The organism is Roseomonas sp. WA12 (assembly GCF_054165765.1).
Genome location: NZ_CM135108.1, coordinates 4694261 through 4716135, shown reverse-complemented (window position 1 = coordinate 4716135; position 21875 = coordinate 4694261). Strand labels below are relative to the sequence as shown.

Below are 21875 nucleotides of genomic sequence, written 5' to 3'. Positions count from 1 at the left end.
GGCGCCCTCCTCAGGCGACTTGTGTCACGGCGTCATGCACGCGCACGCAGCGCGCGGCATGGCCGGGGACGGGGCTGCGGAATTCGGGCACGCGGGGCAGGCACTCTTCCCCCACGAAGGCGCAGCGGGGGGCGAAGGCGCAGCCCTGGGGCACGCGCTCGAGGTTGGGCGGCGCGCCAGGGATGGTGGTCAGGCGCTCGCCCCGCATCCCGGCATGGACGGTCGCGCCGAGCAGGCCTTGGGCATAGGGGTGCAGCGGGCGGCGCATCAGGTCGCGCACCGGGCCTTCCTCGATGAATTTGCCGGCGTACATCACGGCCACGCGGTCCGCGATCTCGCCAGCGACACCGAGATCGTGGGTCACGAAGATCACGCCCATGCCCATCTCCTGCTGCAGGCGGCGCAGCAGCAGCAGGATCTGGATCTGCACAGTGGCGTCGAGCGCCGTGGTGGGCTCGTCGGCCAGCAGCAGCTTCGGGCGGCAGGAGAGCGCGATGGCGATCATCGCGCGCTGCCGCAACCCGCCTGACAGCTCATGCGGATAAGCGGCCAAGCGGCGCTTGGCGGAGGGGATCTGCACCAGTTCCAGCAGTTCCAGCGCGCGCGCATCGGCGGCGGTCCGGCTCAGCCCCTCGTGGCGCATCACCGTCTCGGCGATCTGGCGGCCGATGGTGAAGACCGGGTCCAGCGCCGTCATTGGCTCCTGGAAAATCATGGAAACGGTGCTGCCGCGGATATCAGCCATCCGGCGCTCAGAGGCGGCGAGGATGTCGTGTCCGCCAACCCGCACCGTGCCGGTCAACTTCGTGCGGCGCGGCGGGTTCAGCCCCATCAGCGCGCGCAGCGTGACCGACTTGCCCGACCCGCTCTCGCCGAGGATGCAGAGGGCTTCACGCTCGGCGAGGTCGAAAGACACGCCGTTGACGGCATGAACCGTGGCGTCGCGCGTGACGAAGCGGACGTTCAGGTCCCGCACATGGACGAGGGATTCGGTCATGCGGCCACCCCATGGGTCAGCTGCGGGGCACGGCTATGCCCGCTGCCCGGCACCACCATCAGGCAGGCGGCCTGCTGGCCCGTGGGCGCCAGGTGCAACGGCGGCACCACCTCCGAGCAGACCGGCTCCGCATAGGTGCAGCGCGTGTGGAAGCGGCAGCCGGAGGGCGGGTTGATAGGGTTGGGCGGGTCACCCGACAGCGGCGGCTCGGTGCGGCGCAGGTCCGGGTCCATGGAGGGCCGGCTGGCCAGCAGGGCCGCGGTGTAGGGATGGGCGGCGGCGGCGTAGATGGCCTCCACCGGCCCTACCTCGGCCACCTTGCCGAGATACATGACCAGCAGGCGGTCCGACATGTACTGCACCACGTTCAGGTCGTGGCTGATGAAGATGTAGGTCAGGCCGAACTGGCCCTTCAGGTCCTGCAGCAGGTTCAGCACCTGGGCTTCCACGGATTTGTCGAGCGCCGAGACGGGCTCGTCCAGGATCACCAGCCGTGGGCGCAGGGCGAGCGCGCGGGCGATGTTGATGCGCTGGCGCTGGCCGCCGGAGAGCTCATGCGGGTACCGGCGCGCGAACTGGTCGGGGTTCAGCCCCACGGCCGCCAGAAGGTCCCGGGCGCGGGCGCGCGCATCGCCCTTGGCCAGCCCGTGCACCTGGGGGGCGAAGCCGATGGATTCCTCGATGGTCAGGCGCGGGTTCAGGGAGGCGTAGCTGTCCTGGAAGACCATCTGCACCTGGCGGCGATACTCCTTCAGTGGCAGCTCCCGGCCGCCCACCACCTCGCCGTCGAACACCACCTCGCCGGCGGTGGCGCCCATCAGCGCCATGATCAGGCGCGAGGTGGTGGATTTGCCGCAACCGGATTCGCCGACGATGCCGAGCGTCTCGCCCTTCAGCACGTCGAAATCCAGCCCGTCCACGGCCTGCACCACTCCGGCGCCACGGCCGAGGAAGCCGGTCTTGAGTGGAAAGTGCTTGGTCAGTCCGCGCACCGTCAGCAGCGGCTGGGCGGGGCCGCCGAGATCGGGCCGCGGGGCGAGAAGCGTCTCGGTCATGCCATCGTCACCGTACCGAAGTCCTGAAACCAGTTCCGCGCCTGCACGAAGCCGCGCACCTTCGGCGACATGGCCCGCGCGTTCAGGTCATGCGCCACGAAGAGGAACATCGCCTCGTCGACGATGCGCTGGTGGCCCCGCGCCATCAGCGCGTCCTGCGCGGCCGGGTCGAAGGTCTCGCGCAGGCCCTTGCAGACCGCGTCCAGCTCCGCATCCTTCAGGTAGCCCCAGTTGGTGCCGCGGGGGGCCACCAGATTGGAATCCACGTGGCGGATGAGGGCCGTGAAGGGGTCCTGGCTGAAGTAGGAGTAGTTCAGCGCGTGCGCTCCGCGCGAGAGCGGGTCCCGCGACCCGGCGCGCCAGGCGTTGATGATGGCGTTCCACTCCATCACCTCGAGCTCGACCTGGATGCCGACCTCGCGCAGGTTCTCCTGGATCGCCTCGTTCATCGGCATGGGCTGCATCATCCCGGAGCCGGAGCCGGGGATCAGCACCCTGGTCCTGGCCGGGTTGCGCGGGCCGAAGCCCGCCTCGGCCAGCAGCTTCCGCGCCTCCGCCGGGTCATGGCGGATCTTGAATGCGGGATTGCCGAACCAGGGTGAGGACGAGGTCAGCAGCCCCAGCCCGGGCAGCATCTGCCCGTCCATCATCCCGGCGATGCCGTCCCGGTCGACCGCGAGATTGGCCGCCTTGCGCACCCGCAGGTCGCGCCAGATCGAGCCGGGGGAGGTGAAATCGAGATGCCAGACCCAGTTATGCGGGTACTCGTTGGTCACGATGTTGAAGCGCGCGGCCTTCAGGCTCGCGGCCACATCCGGGGCGGGGGCCTCGATCCAGTCCACCTGCCCGGCGCGCAGCGCGGCGGCGCGGGTGTTGGACTCCGGGAGCGGGATCAGCACCAGCCGGTCCAGCTTCGCCCGGCGGGCGGGATTCCAGTACTCCCGGTTCGCCACCATCACGCCGCGCTCGCGCTGCACGAACTCGGTCATCCGGAACGGCCCTGTGCCCGAGGGCGCGTTGAGGAAGGCGTCCCAGGAGCGCCCGACCTTTTCCCATTGAGCAGGAGAGGACATGCAGATCCAGGCAAGGCCGTAGGGCAGCAGGGCGTCCGCCTCGGTGGTGCGGATCTCCAGCGTGCGGGCATCCAACGCCGTGGCCTTCGCCACGCTCGGGATGCGGGACCGGCCCTGTGCCGCCTGGCGCGGGTCGAAATGCGGGGCGGCGGGGTCCAGAAGCTTCTCGAAATTCCACTGCGCCGCCCGGGCATCGAAGGCGCTGCCGTCGTGGAACCTGACATCCTCGCGCAGGGTGAGGATCCAGCGCGTGGTGTCGGCCGGGTCCACCGTCCACGCGGTGGCCAGGTTGGGCACGAGGCGCGAGGGCTTGTCGGCGCTGGTGAGGTCCCAGAAAACGAGGCTGTCGAACACGGTGTAGCCGCAGAAGCGCTGCCCCTCGCCGCCCTGATCGGGCTGACCGTTGGGCAGCGGGACCGCCGCGGCGGTCATGCCGATCCGCAGCGTTCCGCCGGGCGCCTGGGCCATCGCCAGGTCCCAGGGCAGCGTGGCGGCCGCCAGGCCGGCGCCGAGCAGGGAACGTCGGCTCGTGGTCATCTCGCACTCCGCCCCTTTGCACCGTGATCGTCCGGCCGCGCGCATCCGCCGGCCGCTACACGTCCTTTGCAGCAAGCCTTGTGCCATCCGGGCGGGTTGTCATGCCCCGATCCGGCCCCGTTCTGGCATCGAACTTGCCTCGACATGGCCAGATCGTAACCTCGATCACCCTGCACGGAGAGAATTTCGGATGAGGAAGACCACGCGGCGGGCCTGGCTGATGGCCGGCGCCCTGTTCGCCGGCCTCGCAGCCCTGGGCGCCGGCCCCGCGAGCGCGCAGGAGAAGGTGCTGCGCATCGGCATGACCGCCGCCGATATCCCCCGCACCTCCGGCCAGCCGGACCAGGGCTTCGAGGGCAACCGCTTCACCGGCATCCCGATGTACGACGCGCTGGTGAACTGGGACCTGTCCTCCGCCGACCGGCCCTCCGTCATCATCCCCGGCCTTGCGACGGAATGGCGCGTGGACGAGGCGGACAAGACCCGCTGGCGCTTCACCCTTCGCCAGGGCGTCAGGTTCCATGATGGCAGCGCCTTCAACGCCGCCGCCGTGGTGTGGAACGTCCAGAAGGTGCTGGACCAGGCCGCGCCGCATTACGATGCCGCCCAGGTCGGCCTGACCGCCAGCCGCATGCCGACGCTGCGCTCCGCCCGCGCCATCTCCGAGTACGAGGTGGAGCTGGTGACGAGCGAGCCGGACAGCTTCCTGCCGATCAACCTCACCAACCTCTTCATCGTCTCCCCCGCCCATTGGGCGACGAAGCTGGCCGCGGTACCGGCGGGCGTGACCGACCCCCGGCAGCGCTCGAACCAGGCCTGGGCGGCCTTTGCGGCCGAGCCCTCCGGCACCGGCCCCTTCCGCGGCACCCGCCTCGTCCCGCGCGAGCGCTTCGAGATGGTCGCCAACCGCGAGTACTGGGACCCGGCGCGCCGCCCGAAGATCGACCGCGTGGTGCTGCTGCCCATCCCCGAGGCCAACACCCGCACCGCCGCCCTGCTGGGCAACCAGGTGGACTGGATCGAGGCACCGGCGCCGGACTCCGTGCAGCAGATCACCTCGCGCGGGTTCCGGATGTACCAGAACGCCCAGCCGCATGTCTGGCCCTGGCAGTTCTCCTTCGCCGAGGGCTCACCCTGGCTCGACCGGCGCGTCCGCCACGCCGCCAATCTCTGCGTGGACCGCGCCGAGCTGAAGACCCTGCTCTCCGGCCAGATGGAGATCCCGAAGGGCACCGTCGCCCCGGGCCATCCCTGGTGGGGCAACCCCTCCTTCGACATCCGCTACGACCTGCGCGAGGCGCAGCGCCTGATGCGGGAGGCCGGCTTCGGTCCGCAGCTCCGGCTCTCGGTGAAGGTGCTCACCTCCGCCTCCGGCTCCGGCCAGATGCAGCCGCTGACGATGAACGAGTTCCTGCAGCAGGCCCTGCGCGAGTGCTTCTTCGACGTGCAGCTCGAGGTCGGCGAGTGGAACGCCATCTTCAACAACTGGCGCGAGGGGGCGCGCAGCCCCGGGGCCCGTGGGGCAAACGCCACCAATATCAGCTTCGCCGCCATGGACCCGTTCTTCGCCATGGTGCGCTTCGTGGCCACGGGCGCGCAGCCGCCGGTCTCGAACAACTGGGGCTATTTCTCCAACCCCGAATTCGATCAGCTCATCACCGCCGCCCGCACCACCTTCGACGGGGCCGGGCGCGACGCGGCGCTGGCGCAGCTGCACAAGCGCATCGTGGAGGAGGCGCCCTTCCTCTGGGTTGCGCATGACGTCGGGCCGCGCGCCATCTCCCCCCGTGTCACCGGGGTTGTGCAGCCGCGGAGCTGGTTCATCGACATCGCCACGATGGGAATGAACTGATCGTCCGGCCCGGCCGGTCCGCCAGGCAACGCATGGCGGCACGGGGCGATCCCCCGTGCCGTTCGCGCCCCGGGCGCCTCACCAACTGATTGTTGTTCGCAACCCCCGTTCCCGACCGCCCAAAAGATGCCATAGTCCGGGCATCGCACGGGAGAAGCACAAAGGCATGTCGAAGAGGCCGGTTCATTCCGGGCCCCTGGCCCGCTCCGCCATGGCCTATGTCCTGGCCGGTGGCCGCGGTTCCCGGTTGATGGAGCTGACCGACCGGCGGGCCAAGCCCGCGGTCTTCTTCGGCGCCAAGTCCCGCATCATCGACTTCGCGCTGTCCAATGCCATCAACTCCGGCATCCGCCGCATCGGGGTGGCGACGCAGTACAAGGCGCACAGCCTCATCCGCCACATGCAGCGCGGCTGGAACTTCCTGCGCCCCGAGCGGAACGAGAGCTTCGACATCCTGCCCGCAAGCCAGCGCGTCTCCGAGACGGAGTGGTACGCGGGCACCGCGGACGCCGTGTTCCAGAACCTCGACATCATCGAGAGCTACGGCCCCCGCTACATGGTCATCCTGGCCGGGGATCATGTGTACAAGATGGACTACGAGGTGATGCTGCAGCGCCACTGCGAATCCGGCGCCGAGGTCACCGTGGCCTGCATCGAGGTTCCGCGGATGGAGGCCAGCGGCTTCGGCGTGATGCATGTGGACGATGAGGACCGGATCGTTTCCTTCCTCGAGAAGCCGGCCAACCCGCCCGCGCTCCCCGGCCGCCCGGATGTGGCGCTGGCCTCCATGGGGATCTACGTGTTCGAGACGCGGCTGCTGGCCGAGGAACTGCGCCGCGACGCCGCGACTCCCGGTTCCAGCCGCGACTTCGGCAAGGACATCATCCCGGCCATGGTCGCGCGCGGCACGGCAGTGGCGCATCGCTTCGAGGAATCCTGCGTCCGCTCCAGCGACCAGGCCGAGGCCTATTGGCGCGACGTGGGCACGCTGGACGCCTTCTGGCAGGGCAATATCGACCTGACGGACGTGGTGCCGGCGCTGGACCTCTATGACCGCGACTGGCCGATCTGGACCTATAGCGAGGTAATCCCGCCTGCGAAATTCGTGCTGGACGATGACGGCCGGCGCGGCATGGCGGTGGACTCCCTCGTCTCAGGCGGCTGCATCGTCTCCGGCTCTCATATCCGCCGCTCGCTGCTCTTCTCCAACACGCGCGTGCGCTCCTACAGCAAGGTCGAAGGCGCAGTGCTGCTGCCCGGCGTGGTGATCGGGCGCCATTGCCGGCTGACGAAGGTGGTGGTGGACAGCGGCGTGGTGCTGCCCGAAGGGCTGGTGGTGGGCGAGGATCCGGAGGAGGACGCGCGCCGCTTCCGGCGCTCCTCCGGCGGGGTCTGCCTCATCACCCAGCCCATGATCGACGCCCTGGACGCATGACCGGGCCGGCCATCGACCGGATGGTGAGGAGCGGCACGGCATACTCCGTCCCGCCTCGGCGGGAATGGCACGCCGGTGCTCCCGAGCGTCAGGGCGAGGACGGGTGCAAGGGCCGGGGACGGCATCGAGCACGGCCATCCCGTATCCGCCAAAGCCGTCTTGCACCGCCCGCGCTGCGAGGCGCGGGCGGAGGAGCCGCCGGCCTACGATACCGGCACGCGCCCCTGGATCCTTCCCGCCACCCGACGCGGCCGGACGTGGCTGCTTACCGTCCCCGCTTGTCGCTAGCGACGCCGGAGCGGCCCGCATGACCCTGCCCGTCCTGTCCGTCGCCTCGGAGTGCTTCCCGCTGGTGAAAACCGGCGGGCTGGCCGATGTGGTCGGCGCCTTGCCCGCCGCGATGGCGGCGGAGGGGGTGGAGATGCGCACTCTTCTCCCCGGCTATCCCGTGGTGATGGAACGGACTGGCGGGGGCGAGCTCGTCCACGCCTTCGACGACCTGTTCGGCGGCCCCGCCCGGGTGCTGGCCACTCGCGCGGCGGGACTGGATCTGCTTCTGCTGGATGCGCCGCATCTCTATGCGCGCCCCGGCAGTCCCTATAACGACACACAAGGCCGGGACTGGCCGGACAACCCGCAGCGCTTCGCCGCCCTCTCCTGGGCGGCGGCCGAGATCGGCCGGGGCGCCCTGCCTGGCTGGCGGCCGGCAGTGGTCCACGCGCATGACTGGCAGGCTGGGCTGGCCGCGGCCTATCTGCATTACGCCGGGGGACCGCGGCCCGGCACCGTGTTCACGGTTCACAACCTGGCTTTCCAGGGCTGGACGCCCGCCACCCTGCTCGGCGCGCTCCGCCTGCCGCCTGAGGCCTTCAACATCGATGGGGTGGAGTTCTTCGGCGGCATCGGCACGCTGAAGGCCGGGCTGCGACTTTCGGACCGCATCACCACCGTCTCCCCCACCTATGCGCGCGAGATCACGACGCCTGCCGAGGGCATGGGGCTAGACGGGCTGCTCCGCAGCCGCGCCGGCGTGCTGCACGGCATCCTGAACGGAATCGACGAGAGCGTCTGGGACCCGGCCGGGGATCCGAGTCTGGCCGCCTCCTTCGATGCGGCCCACCCCGGGGCCCGCGAGCCCAACCGCGCCGCCCTGCGCGCCCGCATGGGGCTAGCAGCCGATCCGGGCGCCCTTCTCCTTGGCGTGATCAGCCGGCTGACCGGGCAGAAGGGGATGGACCTGCTGCTGGAGGCGCTGCCCGCCCTGCTCGGCCACGGCATGCAGCTCGCGGTGCTCGGGGCTGGGGAGCCAGGGCTGGAAACCGGCCTGCGCGCCGCCGCCGAGGCGCATCCCGGGCGGATCGCCGTTCGAATCGGCTATGACGAAGCCCTGGCGCATCTCATCCAGGGCGGCTGCGACGCCCTTCTCGTGCCCTCGCGTTTCGAGCCCTGCGGCCTGACCCAGCTCTGCGCCCTTCGCTACGGCGCCCTGCCGCTGGTGGCGCGCGTGGGCGGCCTGGCCGACACGGTGATCGACGCGAACGAGGCGGCCCTGGCCGCAGGGGCCGCTACCGGCCTGCAATTCGCCCCGCCTACCGCCCCGGCGCTGGAGAGCGCCCTCGCCCGCCTTTCCGTGCTGTGGCGCGACCGTGCCGGCTGGAAGGCCACCCAGGCCAATGCCATGCGCTCGCCCGTGGGCTGGGCCCGCTCGGCGGCCCGCTACGCCGCACTCTACCGGGAGATCACAACGCAGGGTTGAAGAAGCGATGCAAATTTAACCTGTGATACGCCCGTTTTACGCTATGGTATGGTCCTGCCAGGATGAAATTTCTTGCTCAGGACGGCCGATGAACGACAGCCCCTTCCCTGCCTTCTCGGGAACTGATGCGCCCTCCGGGCTCGATACGCCGGACCAGGCAGCGGTCGTGGCTTTTCGCGAAAACATCCTCTCCAAGCTCGCCTATCAGGTCGGCGGGCGGCCCGAGCGCGCGAGCCAGCGGGACTGGTTCATCGCGACCGCCCTGGCCGCGCGAGACCGCGTCATGGATGAGTGGCGCCGCTCCAACGACCAGACGCGGGCGGAGCGCGGCAAGGGCGTCTGCTATCTCTCGATGGAGTTCCTGATCGGCCGGCTGCTGTCGGACGCGCTCGGCAATCTCGGCCTGACCGAGACGGCGCGGCAAGCCCTGCAGGGCCTCGGCGTCGATCTCGACGAGGTGGCGGGGCAGGAGGCCGATGCGGCGCTGGGCAATGGCGGCCTCGGCCGCCTGGCCGCTTGCTTTATGGAGAGCATGGCGAGCATCGGCGTGCCCGCCTATGGCTACGGCATCCGCTACGAGAACGGGCTGTTCCGCCAGATCATCGCCGGCGGCGTCCAGCACGAGGTGCCCGAGGACTGGCTGGCCCTGGGCAATCCCTGGGAATTCGAGCGCTCGGGCCTGATCCACGAGATCCGCTTCGGCGGGCATGTCCGTGGCGAGGTTTCGGTCGATGGCTCGACCCGGATGGTCTGGCATGCCGGCGAGATCGTGAACGCGCTGGCCTATGACACGCCCGTGGTGGGCTGGCGCGGCAAGCGCATCAACACGCTACGCCTCTGGTCCGCCCGCGCGACGGACCCGCTGCATCTAAGCGAGTTCAATCGCGGCGACCATGTGGGTGCCCAGGCCGCGCGGATGCGGGCCGAGGCCATCTCCCGCGTCCTCTATCCCGGCGACGAGTCCGAGGCTGGGCAGGAGCTGCGCCTGCGGCAGGAGTATTTCTTCGCCTCCGCCTCCCTGCAGGACATCATCCGCCGGCACCTGTCGCTCCATCCCAGCCTCGCCAATTTGGCCGAGCACGTGGCCGTGCAGCTGAACGACACCCATCCGGCAATCGGCGTGGCCGAGCTGATGCGCCTGCTGGTGGACGTGCACGGCGTGGCCTGGGGCGAGGCCTGGAGCATGACCCAGGCCGTCTTCTCCTACACCAACCACACGCTGCTGCCCGAGGCGCTGGAAACCTGGCCGGTACCGATGATGGAGCGGCTTCTGCCGCGCCACATGCAGATCATCTACCTCATCAACGCCGGCCACCTGGATCGCGCGCGTGCCGGTGGAGCGGATGACGCTCTTCTCTCCTCGGTTTCCCTGATCGACGAGGGGCACGGGCGCCGGGTGCGGATGGGAAATCTCGCCTTCGTCGGCTCGCACCGCGTCAACGGCGTCTCCGCGCTGCACTCGCAGCTTATGCGGGACACGGTCTTCGCCGACCTCAACGCGGTCTGCGGCGACCGGATCACCAACAAGACGAACGGCATCACCTTCCGCCGCTGGCTTCACCGCGCCAATCCCGGGCTGACCCGGTTGCTCGTCGATGCCATCGGCCCCGCCGTGCTGGACGACCCGGACCGGCTGGAGGACCTCGCGCCGCTCGCCGAGGATGCGGGGTTCCGCCAGGATTTCGCCGCGCAGCGCCGCGTGGCCAAGGAGCACCTGACCGGGCTGATCGCCTCGCGTATCGGATTGCAGGTCGATCCGTCGGCGCTGTTCGACGTGCAGATCAAGCGTATCCACGAATACAAGCGCCAGTTGCTGAACATCGTGCAAACCGTCGCGCTGTATAACGCGATGCGCGCCCGCCCGACCTCCCGCTGGGTGCCACGGGTGAAGATCTTCGCGGGCAAGGCGGCGCCGAGCTATCACCAGGCAAAGCTGATCATCCGCCTGGCGAACGACGTGGCAGCCACCATCAACGAGGACCCCACGCTCCAGGGAATGCTAAAGGTGGCCTTCCTGCCGAACTACAATGTCAGCCTGGCCGAGGCGATCATCCCGGCCGCCGACCTGTCCGAGCAGATCTCGACCGCGGGACTGGAGGCGTCCGGCACCGGCAACATGAAGCTCGCCCTCAACGGGGCGCTGACCATCGGCACGCTGGACGGCGCCAATATCGAAATCGACGAGCGCGTGGGCCGCGACAACATCTTCATCTTCGGCCTGACGGCGGCCGAGGTCGCGGAGAGCAAGCGCGCCGGCTACGACGCCCGCGCGGCGGCCTCCGCCTCCCCGGAACTGCGCGGTGCGCTGGATGCCATTGCCTCGGGCGTCTTCTCCCCCGGCGAACCCGAACGCTACCGGGGACTGGTGGAGGGGCTGCTGCGGGACGACCGCTATCTCGTCACCGCCGATTTCGACGCCTATCACGCGCGGCAGCGCGACGTGGCGACGCGCTGGGCCCAGCCCGATTCGTGGTGGCGCGCGGCGGTGCTGAACACCGCCCATGTCGGCTGGTTCTCCTCCGACCGCACCATCCGCGAATACGCTGCCGATATCTGGGGCGTGACCCCGCGATAGGGGCGGTGGCGCCGGGTACGCCCGGCGCTAGCCACCTGCCTTCAGTGATGCAGGCGGCGGATCATCTCCTGAGTCGCGGCTTCGACCTCGTCCACCAGGATCGCGCGAATGGCGGCACCGTCCAGCCGCCCGGGCGGGTTGCTCTGCTCGAACAGGATGACGAGCTGCCGGATCTCCTCGGCCGCCGAGCGCAGATAGGTAATGGGGTCATCGGCCTTCCGAAGACCCTCCTCGAGGACGATGCGGATGGCCGCGGCCATGTCCCTCCGCAGCTCCTCGTTTCCCATGCTTTCGTCCTGTTCCACGCCGGCCACGCCCCCCGGAAGCGCATAACATACAGACCGGTACACTGGAATGTTGCACATAGACTGAAGCATGGGGATTGCACGCAACAAGTCGCAAGGACAGTTCTCGCGTGTTACCGCGCAGTGGTTTCTTGAACACGTCAGCAGGTATGTTTTGCCTGTGGAGGCCTTTCTGAACCCTCCGCTGGGCCGAATGGTGCACCCTGCAGCTCCAGGACCGTCTCTCGCCCTCTACTCCTATCGGTTGAGCACCATCTCTCAACTTCCCTTTTAACGAGTGTGTCGTATCCTGGGCGCCAGCACGGGAAGGGACGCAGGGCGCGTGGAAGAGTCGATAGATCGCCTCATGCGTGCCTGTGGTCTGCGGAGTTTCGCCTACCGCCGGTATCCGCCGATTCAGATCGCCTCGCCCGGCCCGGCAACGGCCGTGCCGAAGGCAATCGGGACAGTTGAGGCCGATAATACCTTCGAAGAAGAAGTCGTCCCACCGCTGCCGGCAGAGGACCCGCCCGTCGCGCCGGATCCCTCCCCGGCAAAGGAAGCAGTCGCCGCGGGTCGGACCACCCTTCCGGCCGCGGTTCGGCTGCGCCGGCCGAAGCGGCCGGTGACGGCTCGCGCCGAGTTCATCCAAGAGCCTAGCGATCGGGCGGAACCGAGCCCGGCAACGCAGCGCGTCGTGCCGGTGCCAGCCCAGGCCCCGCTGCAGGAGCCGCCCGCGCCGTCCCCGGTCACCGCTCCCACCCGCCCCCACGCCGCGCCGCGCCCTCCACTTCCCCAGGCGGAGGATGAGCCCTCGCCCATCGCCCAGGCGCCCGCTGCGGTCCTGCCGCCCGCCGGAGCACCGGCACGGCGCTTCGCCCTGCTCGACGAGGTTTCGGCCCAAGCCACCGGCCCGCGCACGGGGCCTGGGCCGGGCCGGAGCACCCCCGGTCCCACGCAGGACCCGCCGGGGCCCGGACGGCCTCGTCCTCGTCCACGCCTCCACATCCGGAACGGGGGAGCCAACTGATGCCGCTGGTTGCTTTTGTCTCGCCCAAGGGCGGTGTTGGAAAGACCACGCTCGCCGCCAGTGTCGCCGCCCTGCTGGCCGCCCGCGGCCATGAGGTGATCGGGCTCGACCTCGATCCGCAGAACGCGCTTCGCCTGCATCTCGGCCTGCCCGTGCGGGAGGAGGGGGGCTTCATCTCGGGGCTGGGATCGGGCGCGACCTGGCAGGAGGCGCTGCACCACACCTCGCACGGCGTTTCCCTTCTACCGCACGGGGAGGTGGAGCCGCGCCGTGCCCTGGAGCTGGCACGCCTGCTGATGGATGAGCCGGATCTCCTGGCCAGTCCAATCAGGGAGATGCTGGAGGACCCGCACCGGATCGTGGTGCTGGACAGCCCGCCCGGCGCCTCCCCGGCCCTCTCGGCCGTGTTGCCGCTGATCGACCTACCCGTCGCTGTGCTCCTGGCCGATGGCGGCAGTGCCTCGCTCCTGCCGCAGATCGCGGATGGCCGATTCCTGGGGCGCGGCACCCTCGCCTCTCGGGCTGCGGAGCGCATGGTGCTGGCGCTGAACCAGATGGATCTCCAGGCGGCGCTCCCGCTCGCGGTGCTGGACTGCGCGGAATCGGTCATGGCCGGGCGGCTGCTCGGCGTGGTCGCGCGCGACACCGGAGTGGCGGAGGCCCTGGCCGACCGGCGCCTGCCGACCGAGCTCGCCGGCAACCGCGCAGCCGAGGATCTCGCCCTGCTGGCCGATGCCGTCCTCGCCCGTCTCGCCCAGCCGCGGCCCGCCGCGGCGCCGGGCCGTTCGATACCGACCTTCCGGGGGCTCCGACGCTGACTGCCATGCGAATGACCGCCACGTCGGAGCGCCTGCCCTCCTCGGGCCGGCTGCTGCGCATCGCCAGCATCCTGCTCGGGGCCCTGGCCTTCCTCCTCGTCGTGACCGTGCCGCTGAGTGGCGAGCGACAGGCCGTGCTGACCCTTCTGGGGGTGGCCGCCTTCCTCGTCATCCGCCGCTCGAAGTCGCGCCGGGCCACGGTGCTGCTCGTGCTGCTCTCCTTCGCCATCACCTCCCGCTATCTCTGGTGGCGGGTGACGGAGACGATCGAGTTCGACAACGCCCTGCAGGGCATGCTCTCGGTCGGCCTTCTCGCCGCCGAGTTCTATGCAGGCTCGCTGCTCTTCCTCTCCTACGTCCAGCTCACCTATCCGCTGAACCGCAAGCCGACCGCGCTGCCGCCGGACCCAGCGGACTGGCCGAGCGTGGATGTCTATGTGCCCAGCTACAACGAGAGCCTGGATATCGTTCGGCCGACCGTGCTCGCCTGCATGAACATCGACTGGCCGCGGGACAAGCTGAACGTCTACGTGCTGGACGACGGCCGCCGCCCGGAGTTCCGCGAGTTCTGCGAGCAGATTGGCTGCGGCTACATCATCCGCCCTGACAACAAGGGCGCCAAGGCCGGCAACATCAATCACGCGCTGCGCCACACCGATGGCGAGTACGTTGCCATCTTCGACTGCGATCACGCGCCCACCCGCGCCTTCCTGCAGATGACGGCCGGCTGGCTGGTGCGCGACAGCCGTCTCTCGATGGTGCAGACGCCGCACTACTTCTACTCGGCCGATCCGTTCGAGCGGAACCTGGCCCGCGGCCGCCCCGTGCCGAATGAGGGCCTGCTCTTCTACGGCGCCATCCAGCCCGGCAACGACCTGTGGAACGCGGCCTTCTTCTGTGGCTCCTGCGCGCTGATCCGGCGCGAGGCGCTGCTGGAGGTGGGCGGCGTCCCGCACGAGACGGTGACGGAGGACTGTCACTGCTCGCTGCGCATGCAGCAGAAGGGCTGGAACACCGCCTATATCCGCCTTCCCCTCGCGGCCGGTCTGGCGACCGAGCGGCTGGCCATCCATATCGGCCAGCGCATGCGCTGGGCGCGCGGCATGATTCAGATCATGCGGCAGGAGAACACGCCCTTCGCGCGCGGCCTCACCTGGGCGCAGCGGCTCTGCTACTTCACCGCCGGTTTTTCCTTCCTCTTCGCCCTGCCGCGGCTCGTCTTCCTCACCTCGCCGCTGGCCTTCCTCTTCCTCGGCCAGAACATCATCGCGGCCTCGCCATTGGCGATCATCGCCTATGCGGGCAGCCACATGTTCCACGCCTTCGGCACGGCCTCCCGCCTCAACGGGCGCAACCGCCACTCCTTCTGGTCCGAGATCTACGAGGCCTGCATGGCGGCGCCGCTCGTCGTCGTCACGCTCGCCACCCTCTGGGACCCGCGAAAGGGCAAGTTCAACGTCACCGACAAGGGCGGGCGGCTCGACGAGGGTTACCTCGACGTCCGCGCCGTGCTGCCAAACCTCATCCTTCTCGCCGCCCTCATCACCGGCGTCTGCATCGGGCTCTGGGGCACGCTGACCAACGAGGCGGGATCGCTGGAATTCCAGGCCTATCTGCTGAACACGCTGTGGTGCACGCTCTGCCTCGTGCCCGTCTCCGCGGCCGTGGCTGTCGGGCAGGAGCGCGAGCAGATGCGCGACCGCGCCAGGGCAGAGGTCACGCTGCCCGCCGGGCTGATCCTGTCGGATGGCCGCGAGGTGTCGGCGAAGTCCTCGGACATCTCGCTGTCCGGCACGCGCCTCCTGCTCGACCGGCCGCTTGGGATCGCCGATGGCGACGAATGCCGCGTCTCCTTCGATCTCGGCGACGAGTTGGTGGAGGTGAGTGCCACCCTTCTCCACTGGGAGGAGGGCGAGGCCTTCCTGCGCTTCCACACGGAGAACCTGGAGAACGAGGCTGCGATGGTGCGGGTGTTCTTCGGGCGCCCCGATGCCTGGCTGAAATGGGACCACTGGCCGCAGGACCGCCCGCTGCGCGCACTTAAGGACGTGGTCATGTCGACCCGCGATGCTGTGTTCCGCAAATACCGCTTCAAGATGACGAAGGTGCCGAGCCGCGTGAGCAAACCCGTTGCCGTCGATCAGGTCCGCGTCTCCGACGTGGTGCGGCCGAAGGCCCAGGTCGTGTCCGATGCCGGCACGGAGCGTCGGTCGGCGGTCACGGCGGCGGCGATCGCGCTCTCGCTGCTGCTGCCACTCGGCGCCGCCGCCCAGCCGGCCCCGCGCCTCGCGCCGGCACGGCCACCCGAGACGGCCATTCCCTCCTTCACGCCGCCCGCCCTGCCTGCACAGGCGCCGGCACCTCCCGCGCCGGTCGCGGCCCCGCCGGCCGTGGCGCCCACGGCGCCCGCTGCCCCGGCTGCACCCGCTGCTGCACCGGCTGCTTCACCGGCCCCACCGGGCAGCCGGCGGGAAGCACGGCTGACCTTCCGCGAGTTGGGGCTGACCGGCCCGATGCAGTTCCGCGGCACCTCCGACCTCCAGGGCGTGCTCTTCGGCCTCTCGCGGGACGAGGTGGTGACGGCCGCGCGCCTTTCCGTTCAGGGCGGCTCCTCTGCCGCGCTCATCCCTTCGCTCAGCCAGATCGCGGTGACGCTGAACGAGCAGTTCGTTGGCAACATCGCGCTTGATCCCGCGCGCCAAGCCTTCGGCCCGCTCTCCTTTGATATCGACCCGCTGAACTTCTCGGAGGTGAACCGGCTCAACTTCCGCTTCGCCGGCCGCTACGCCGCCGAGTGCAACGACCCGCTCTCGGGCCTGCTCTACGCCAACATCTCCGACCTCTCGACACTCTCGCTGACCATCGAGCGCCTGCCGCCTGAGCGCGACCTCGCCCGTCTGCCGGAGCCGCTGTTCGACCGCCGCGTGCTGCGCCGGGCCTTGACCCTGCCCGTCATCATCCCGGCCGAGACGGGGGCGCAGGGGCTTCGCGCGGCCGCCGTCGCCACCTCCTGGTTCGCGGTACAGGCGGATTACCGCGGCGCCAGCTTCCCCGTGGATCGCACCGTGCCCGCGACAGGCAATGCGCTGGTGATCGCCTCCGGCCCCGATACGGTGCCCGGCCTCACCCTGCCGCGGTTCGAGGGGCCCACCCTCGCCATGGTCGCAAACCCGGCCGACCCCTTCGGCACGCTGCTCGTGCTCGGCGGGCGGTCGGAGGCGGAGGTGGCGCAGGCCGCGCTGGCGCTTGCTGCCGGCCGCGGCGCGATCGGGGGCGAGCTGGCGCGCGTCTCCGCGCCGGTTATCCCGCCCCGCCGGCCCTATGACGCGCCGCGCTGGCTGCCGCCGGACCGGCCCGCCCAGATCGGCAGCCTCGTCGATCGCTCCGAGCTGCAGGCCTATGGTTACACGCCCGGCACCATCCGCGTGCCGCTGCGCACCGCGCCCGACCTCCTCACCTGGGCCGATCGCGGCATCCCCGCCGATCTGCGCTTCCGCGGCCCCAATGGGCAGGCGGTGGATGTCGGCGCCTCGCGGCTCGACGTGCTGGTGTCGGAAAACTTCCTGAAGTCGCTTCCCCTCGGCTCGGGCGAGCGGATCTGGCCACTGAACCTGCTGACCGGCTGGCTCTTCCCGGATTCGGCGGTCCGCACCGGGCGGGTGATGGTGCCCACCTACTACCTGTTCGGGCGGGAGGAGCTGCAGATGCGCTTCGACATGCGCCCGCTGAACCGCGGCGAGTGCACCGCCGTACCCGGCGACATCCGCGCCACCGTCGATCCCGACAGCACGATCGACGTCTCCCGCGCCTGGCGCTACGCGCGCCTGCCGAGCCTCGGCCTTTTCGCCTCCGCCGGCTTCCCCTTCACCCGCATGGCCGATCTCTCCGGCACCGCCGCGGTGCTGCCGGAGCGGCCGAACACGGTGGAGGCGGCCGCCTTCCTCGACCTGATCGGCCGCTTCGCCGCGCAGGTCGGCCATCCCGCCACCGGCCTCTCGGTGGTCTTCCCCTCGGGGCTGCAGAGCGTGGCGGGGCAGGACCTGCTGGTGATGGGCACGATGGGCCGCCAGCCCGCCGCCACCACGCTGCTGCGCGACAGCCCCATGCAGGTGCAGAACGACCGGCTGGCGATCTCGGCGCCCGACGCGCTGGCCGATATCCGCGCCCTCTTCCTCGACCGTCCGGGCTCCGACGAGCTCACCCGCGCCTCCACCGCATTGTCCGAGCTGGGCGAGGGCGCCTCGGTGCTGGTGGGCACCGAGAGCCCGCTCACCTCCGGCAAGTCGGTCGTCGCGATCCTTGGCGCGACGCCGGCGGCGCTGTCCGGCGTTGTCGCCGCGCTGCGCGACCCCGAGGCCTCGGCCCGGGTGCAGGGCGACCTCGTCCTCATCAATGGCGGCCGGGTGACGGGCCACCGCACGGCGGCCAGCTACGGCGTCGGCAGCCCGCCCTGGTGGGTGCTGCCCTATATCTGGCTCGGCACCAGTCCCTGGCGCGTGGCGGGGCTGATGGTCCTCGGCGCCCTGCTGCTCGGCCTTCCCTTCCACTGGCTCCTGCGCCGCCGCGCCGCGATGCGGCTGCGGGTCCGCACGCAGAGGGAGCGCTAAGCCATGGCCCGCATCCGGCAAGCGACGGCACGGCGCGCACTGCAGGCCGCGCTCGTCCTGGCAGCCCTCCCCGGCCCTGCCGCCGCACAGGACGCCGCATCAACCCCGCCCGCCGCGGTGGAGGTGCTCGTGCGCCAGGCGGAGCGGTGGCTCTCGCAGGACCGCGTGGACCTGGCGGCGCCGGCTGTAGAGCGTGCCCTCACGGCCGCCCCCGACAGCCCCGCGGTTCTCTCCGTCGCCGCGCGGCTGGAAGTCGCGCGCGGCAACCGGGAAACGGCGAACGCCTTCCTCACTCGCCTCCGCGCCGCGGGCGCCAGCCCGGAGCAGCGCTCCCAGGCCGAGGGCGCGGTCCGCAGCGCGGCCGTCGACCGGACCGCCATCGAGGATGCGCGTCGCCTGGCACGGGACGGCCGCACCGAGGAAGCGGCCCAGCGCTACCGCCAGATCTTCGGCGCCCAGGGCCCGACCGAGCCCTATGTGCTGGAATACAACCAGACCCTCGCCGGCACCGAAGCCGGCCGCACCGAGGGGCAGCGCGGGCTCGCCGCCCTCGCCTCCCGGCCCGGCGCCACGGATCGCTCGCGCCTGGCCTATGCCCAGGGCCTGACCTATGCCGCCTCCACGCGCGCCGACGGCATCCGCCGTCTGGCCGAGCTGGTGGACCGGCCGGAGGTGGGAACGGAAGCACGGCAGGCCTGGCGCGCCGCGCTCGGTTTCTCCGGCAACGACCCGGCCGCCGCGCCGGCGGTGGAAGCTTATCTGCAGCGCTATCCCGATGACGCGGAACTGCGCCGCCGGCTGGAGACGCTGCGCGCCGCACCGGCCGCGGCACCTGCCGATCCGAACGCCGCCACCCGGCAATCCGCCTTCGCCCGTCTGGAAGCCGGCGGTACGGCCGAGGCGGCGCGCGGGTTCGAGGGGGTGCTCGCCACCAATCCGAACGATGCGGATGCGCTGGGCGGCCTGGGCATCGTGCGTCTGCGCCAGGGCAATACGTCCGAGGCCCGGCGCCTGTTGGAGCGCGCCGTTGCAGCCGATCCGGCCCGTGCGCCGCAATGGCAGCGCGCGCTGGACGCCGCCGCCTATCCTTCCGACCTTGCCGACGCCCAGGCTCGGCTGCGCCGCAACGATCTGGACGGCGCGGATGCCGCCGCCCGCCGCGCCGCGATGCGCGAGGTCGATGATCGCTCCGATGCCGAGGTGGTGCTGGGCGAGCTGGCGCTGCGCCGCAACGACGCGCCGGGCGCCGAGGCCCGGTTCCGTGCCGCCCTCAGCCGCCGCCCGGGCTTCGGCCCCGCGCAGCAAGGGCTAAATTCGGCGCTACGGGCCCAGGGCCGGCCGGCTGAGTTCGCCACCCCCCGGCCCGCCGCGCCACGGGCCGCGACGGGCATTGCCAGCACCACCAGCCCCGAGGCCAACCAACTCCGGGCCGAGGCCGCCCGCGCGGCGGACCCGGCCGCCGCCGTCGCGCTCTTGCGGAACGCGGTCGCGGCCGCGCCCGAAGATCCCTGGACGCGGCTCGACCTGGCCCGCGCCCTGCGTCGCCAGGGCCGCGGCGCCGAGGCCCGGGCCACGGTGGAGGATCTCGCCGCGCGCAGGCCGAGCCCCGATGCTGCCTTCGCCGCCGCCCTGCTGGCCGAGGAGGACAACCGCACCGCCGATGCCGATGCCCTGCTCAGCCGCGTGCCGCCGGAGCGGCGCAGCCCGGACATGTCCCGCCTCGCCGCCCGCATCCGCGGCCAGCGCGAGGTGCAATCCGCCGCAGCCCTGCTGCCGCTGAGCCCGATCGAGGGCCGCTCTCGCCTGCTCACCCTTGCCGCCCGGCCGGACCCGACCGGCAGCACGGCGGTCGCTGTGATCCGCGCCTTCGGTGAGGCCGGGGATGCCGCTGGCGCCGGGGAGGCCGCGCGCGTGGCCATCGCCGGTCGCGGCGCAGCGGGCCCTGCCGCCCGAATCGCGGTGGCCGGCGCCCTGCTCGGCGCCGGGCTGGATGCGGAGGCGACGGCCTTGGCCGCGGGGGCAGAAACCTCCGCCGCCACCCCCGAGCAGCGCCGCGATCTCGCGGCCATCCGCGCCGGCGCCGCCGTCCGCGCCTCCGACAGGCTGAACGAGGCGGGCAACCAGGCCGATGCCTTTGAGCGGCTGCGCCCCGTGCTGACCGCGGATCCGGCCAGTAGCGACGCGAACCTCGCCCTTGCCCGCCTGAATGCCGGCGCCCGAAGGCCAGCGGAGGCGCTGCGCCTGGCCGAGGCCGTACTGATGCGCGACCCGCGCAACCTAGAAGCCCGGCGCACCGCGATCGACGCGGCGCTGGCCCTGGGCGACCTGGCGCGGGCCGAGGGAATCCTGGCCGGGGCGCAGGCCAACAGCCCCCGCGATTCCCGCGTGGCACTGTTGGATGCCCGCATCGCCCGTGCCGCGGGGGACGAGGACCGCGCCCGCCGCGCGCTGGAGACTGCGGCCGTGCAGCGCAGTGCGGAACTCGGCGGCTCCGGCCGGGCGACCGCCCAGCTTGGCGGCGCCCTGCCCATGGCGGGCCTGGCCAATCCCTTCGCGCGCTCCGGCTCGCTCGCTTCGGCCACGACCTCCCAGCCGGCCGACCCGGTGCTGCGCCAGATCCAGGCGGAGGGCGAGGCGCTGCGAACCGAGACGGGCAGCCTTCTCGCGGGCACCGTGGCCGGCCGCATCCGCTCCGGCGACCAGGGACTGGACCGGCTGACCGAGCTGAGCGCGACCTTCGGGGCCGAGTTCTCGCCTGGTACGCTGGGCGGGCGGTTGGGCGCCTCGGTGACGCCGGTGACCATAAGCGCCGGCTCCCCGCTCGCGGATGCGCAGGCGCTCAGGCGCTTCGGCACAAATGCGCTGAACACCTCCCTCCCCGGCAGCGCCGCATCCCTTGCCTCCGTGCGCGACACGAGCGCGGCCGGCGTGGCGGTGGCGGCCAGCTACACCCGGGGCGATTGGCTGAAGCTCGATATCGGCAGCACGCCGCTCGGCTTCCGCCGTACCAACATCGTCGGCGGGATCGAGGTCGCTCCGGCCCTGACCGACCGCCTGCGCCTCCGCTTCACCGGCGAGCGCCGTGCGGTGACGGACAGCCTGCTCTCCTGGGCGGGCGCGGTGGACGACCGCACCCGCACCGGCTGGGGCGCGGTGGTCCGGACCGGGGGTCGCGGGCAGGTGGAGGTGCCGGTGGGCACGGGCTTCGCCTATGCCGGCGGCGGCTACGCCACTTTCGAGGGCCAAGGCGTGGCCAGCAACACGCGGTTCGAGGCCGGAGCGGGACTCTCCCTGCCCCTGACCAAGAGCGCGGCCGGCGAGCTGACCGGCGGGGTGGACCTCGTCTATTTCGGCTACGATCGGAACCTGCGCTATTTCACCCTCGGCCATGGCGGCTACTTCAGCCCGCAGCAGTACACGGCGGTGAACATCCCCGTGGATTGGCGCGGGCGAGTGGGTGACGTCAGCTACCGGATCGGCGCGACGGTCGGTTACGCCAGCTTCCGCGAGGATCAGGCGCCCTACTTCCCGAACGACGCCGGCCTGCAACGGCAGGTGGAGGCAGCGGCCAGCCCCGGCGGCGTCACCGCCTTCTATGCCTCGCAGTCCCAGAGCGGCTTCGTGGGCGGGTTGCGGGCGGAAGTGGACTGGGCAATCAGCCCCACCCTCTCGCTCAGCGGCGGCGTCCGCTACGACAAGGCGGCGGATTTCGACGAGACGCGGCTGCAGATGCGGCTGCAGAACCGCTTCTGAGGGGGGCCGCCTTGCACGGCGGCACCCCGTTCATCATATCAATGCACGAACATTCTTCGTGAATTGAGCCCGCGATGCCTTCCTCCCCTCGGCGCCTGAGATT

The 21875-nt window shown here is 71.0% G+C and carries 11 protein-coding genes; 7 read left to right on the top strand and 4 right to left on the bottom strand.

Going from position 1 to position 21875, the window contains the following annotated elements:
- Positions 1–10: 10 nt before the first annotated feature.
- From ACVBD7_RS22150 to ACVBD7_RS22140, 3 genes are read right to left on the bottom strand one after another with little or no spacing between them, the layout of a single operon-like run.
- Positions 11–997, bottom strand: a complete 987-nt coding sequence (locus tag ACVBD7_RS22150; RefSeq protein ID WP_458095402.1) for an ABC transporter ATP-binding protein — start codon at positions 995–997, stop codon at positions 11–13.
- Positions 994–2052, bottom strand: a complete 1059-nt coding sequence (locus ACVBD7_RS22145) for an ABC transporter ATP-binding protein (RefSeq protein ID WP_458095401.1) — start codon at positions 2050–2052, stop codon at positions 994–996. Before ACVBD7_RS22145 ends, ACVBD7_RS22150 begins: the two co-directional genes overlap by 4 nt.
- Positions 2049–3662: an ABC transporter substrate-binding protein gene (locus tag ACVBD7_RS22140; protein WP_458095400.1), complete on the bottom strand. Its 1614-nt coding sequence runs from the start codon at positions 3660–3662 to the stop codon at positions 2049–2051. The genes ACVBD7_RS22145 and ACVBD7_RS22140 overlap by 4 nt, the downstream gene beginning before the upstream one ends.
- A 190-nt stretch (positions 3663–3852) precedes the next feature.
- On the opposite strand from ACVBD7_RS22140, the gene ACVBD7_RS22135 reads away from it, so the two are divergent.
- The 4 genes from ACVBD7_RS22135 (at position 3853) to ACVBD7_RS22120 (ending at position 11280) form a co-directional block, all read left to right on the top strand.
- Positions 3853–5514 (top strand): ABC transporter substrate-binding protein, encoded by a 1662-nt coding sequence (locus tag ACVBD7_RS22135; RefSeq protein ID WP_458095399.1) that lies wholly within the window; start codon positions 3853–3855, stop codon positions 5512–5514.
- 166 nt (positions 5515–5680) lie between these two features.
- Positions 5681–6949, top strand: coding sequence for a glucose-1-phosphate adenylyltransferase (gene glgC / locus ACVBD7_RS22130; protein WP_458095398.1), 1269 nt, complete (start codon positions 5681–5683; stop codon positions 6947–6949).
- Between the two features lie 313 nt (positions 6950–7262).
- Positions 7263–8705: a glycogen synthase GlgA gene (gene glgA, locus ACVBD7_RS22125; RefSeq protein ID WP_458097752.1), complete on the top strand. Its 1443-nt coding sequence runs from the start codon at positions 7263–7265 to the stop codon at positions 8703–8705.
- An 88-nt stretch (positions 8706–8793) separates the two neighbouring features.
- Positions 8794–11280 carry a glycogen/starch/alpha-glucan phosphorylase gene (locus ACVBD7_RS22120; protein WP_458095397.1) on the top strand — a complete coding sequence of 829 codons (2487 nt, stop codon included), beginning with the start codon at positions 8794–8796 and terminating at the stop codon, positions 11278–11280.
- A gap of 41 nt (positions 11281–11321) precedes the next feature.
- Here ACVBD7_RS22120 and ACVBD7_RS22115 read toward each other — a convergent pair whose 3' ends face one another.
- Entirely contained in the window at positions 11322–11567 is a 246-nt protein-coding gene (locus ACVBD7_RS22115; protein ID WP_458095396.1) for a hypothetical protein, read from the bottom strand.
- 1026 nt (positions 11568–12593) lie between these two features.
- On the opposite strand from ACVBD7_RS22115, the gene ACVBD7_RS22110 reads away from it, so the two are divergent.
- Genes ACVBD7_RS22110 through ACVBD7_RS22100 form a run of 3 tightly spaced genes read left to right on the top strand, consistent with a single transcriptional unit; the run spans position 12594 to position 21772 of the window.
- Positions 12594–13412: a cellulose synthase operon protein YhjQ/BcsQ gene (locus ACVBD7_RS22110; RefSeq protein ID WP_458095395.1), complete on the top strand. Its 819-nt coding sequence runs from the start codon at positions 12594–12596 to the stop codon at positions 13410–13412.
- Positions 13413–13423: 11 nt separating this feature from the next.
- Entirely contained in the window at positions 13424–18019 is a 4596-nt protein-coding gene (bcsA, locus tag ACVBD7_RS22105; protein WP_458095394.1) for a UDP-forming cellulose synthase catalytic subunit, read from the top strand.
- 3 nt (positions 18020–18022) lie between these two features.
- On the top strand, positions 18023–21772 hold the full coding sequence (locus ACVBD7_RS22100) for a cellulose synthase subunit BcsC-related outer membrane protein (protein WP_458095393.1): 3750 nt from the start codon (positions 18023–18025) through the stop codon (positions 21770–21772).
- Positions 21773–21875: the final 103 nt, after the last annotated feature.

What these genes read in the sequence shown, in the direction of transcription:
- bcsA (WP_458095394.1), top strand. Translation starts at nt 13,424, where the DNA reads ATGACCGCCACGTCGGAGCGCCTGCCCTCCTCGGGCCGGCTGCTGCGC.
- glgC (WP_458095398.1), top strand. Translation starts at nt 5,681, where the DNA reads ATGTCGAAGAGGCCGGTTCATTCCGGGCCCCTGGCCCGCTCCGCCATG.
- ACVBD7_RS22135 (WP_458095399.1), top strand. Translation starts at nt 3,853, where the DNA reads ATGAGGAAGACCACGCGGCGGGCCTGGCTGATGGCCGGCGCCCTGTTC.
- ACVBD7_RS22140 (WP_458095400.1), bottom strand. Translation starts at nt 3,662, where the DNA reads ATGACCACGAGCCGACGTTCCCTGCTCGGCGCCGGCCTGGCGGCCGCC.
- ACVBD7_RS22115 (WP_458095396.1), bottom strand. Translation starts at nt 11,567, where the DNA reads ATGGGAAACGAGGAGCTGCGGAGGGACATGGCCGCGGCCATCCGCATC.
- ACVBD7_RS22145 (WP_458095401.1), bottom strand. Translation starts at nt 2,052, where the DNA reads ATGACCGAGACGCTTCTCGCCCCGCGGCCCGATCTCGGCGGCCCCGCC.
- ACVBD7_RS22110 (WP_458095395.1), top strand. Translation starts at nt 12,594, where the DNA reads ATGCCGCTGGTTGCTTTTGTCTCGCCCAAGGGCGGTGTTGGAAAGACC.
- ACVBD7_RS22120 (WP_458095397.1), top strand. Translation starts at nt 8,794, where the DNA reads ATGAACGACAGCCCCTTCCCTGCCTTCTCGGGAACTGATGCGCCCTCC.
- ACVBD7_RS22100 (WP_458095393.1), top strand. Translation starts at nt 18,023, where the DNA reads ATGGCCCGCATCCGGCAAGCGACGGCACGGCGCGCACTGCAGGCCGCG.
- ACVBD7_RS22150 (WP_458095402.1), bottom strand. Translation starts at nt 997, where the DNA reads ATGACCGAATCCCTCGTCCATGTGCGGGACCTGAACGTCCGCTTCGTC.